This window comes from Calothrix sp. CCY 0018 (assembly GCF_963920925.1).
Classification (GTDB): domain Bacteria; phylum Cyanobacteriota; class Cyanobacteriia; order Cyanobacteriales; family Nostocaceae; genus Rivularia.
Genome location: NZ_CAWUDI010000128.1, coordinates 1 through 773, shown reverse-complemented (window position 1 = coordinate 773; position 773 = coordinate 1). Strand labels below are relative to the sequence as shown.

At 41.7% G+C, this 773-nt stretch carries 1 protein-coding gene; it reads left to right on the top strand.

Annotated elements, in window-relative coordinates:
- Window positions 1-601: 601 nt before the first annotated feature.
- On the top strand, window positions 602-773 hold a 172-nt coding region (locus ACM03V_RS34455), incomplete at its 3' end, for a peptidoglycan-binding domain-containing protein (RefSeq protein ID WP_414625309.1).

Genomic DNA, 773 nt, shown 5'->3' with positions numbered 1-773 from the left:
ATTTTATCGTATAAACCAGCTAGTTTACGATCCTTGCACTTACATCTTATTAGCTAGCCACAGCCTGTCTTTGACAATTTTTGGAGATGTCTATTGATTTCCTAATTCAGCGATTTGGGAATCCGCCCTATTGAGAAAGAAACTTTTGACGGACGATACTGCCTACTCTGACAATTAATCTGCGAACTGATGTATTTCCTAAACGAATCGATGCGCCTGATTCTAACTTAAGTTATAGCTAGGCTTCTACTCTACGATAGCATGGTTACTCTATCATTTTGTACTGTAAAAATTTTAACTTGCTATAGACGACAGCTTGAAGGCGATCTCCTATACTGAATGTATGCAAATAGAGATACAGTCAATGGATTGAGCAAGTTAATTGGAGCAGAAATGTCACGTATCGTTGGTTTGAGAACGTGAGTTATGTAGCGAACTTTACCCAATTGCAGCGCCTATTTCCTAGCCTAACTAATCTTGAATCTTATTTGCGGGATCACAACTGGGCAAACCTCGCCAGAAGTGCATCCAATCAGCCAAATCATGCTCCATTAGAGCGGTAAACCTGATCGAACTAACCCTAACCATTGGAGATAAATCTATGACTTCTACCCCCACAGCCACAGCAATAGACCCAACGCTACGCCAAGGCGATTCTGGTCCTGCTGTCACTAAACTACAACAATTGCTGAATGCGAAAAAAATCAAGATTGCAGTCGATGGAATCTTTGGCGATGCGACTCGTGCCGCAGTGGTTCAGTTTCAAAAGCAGA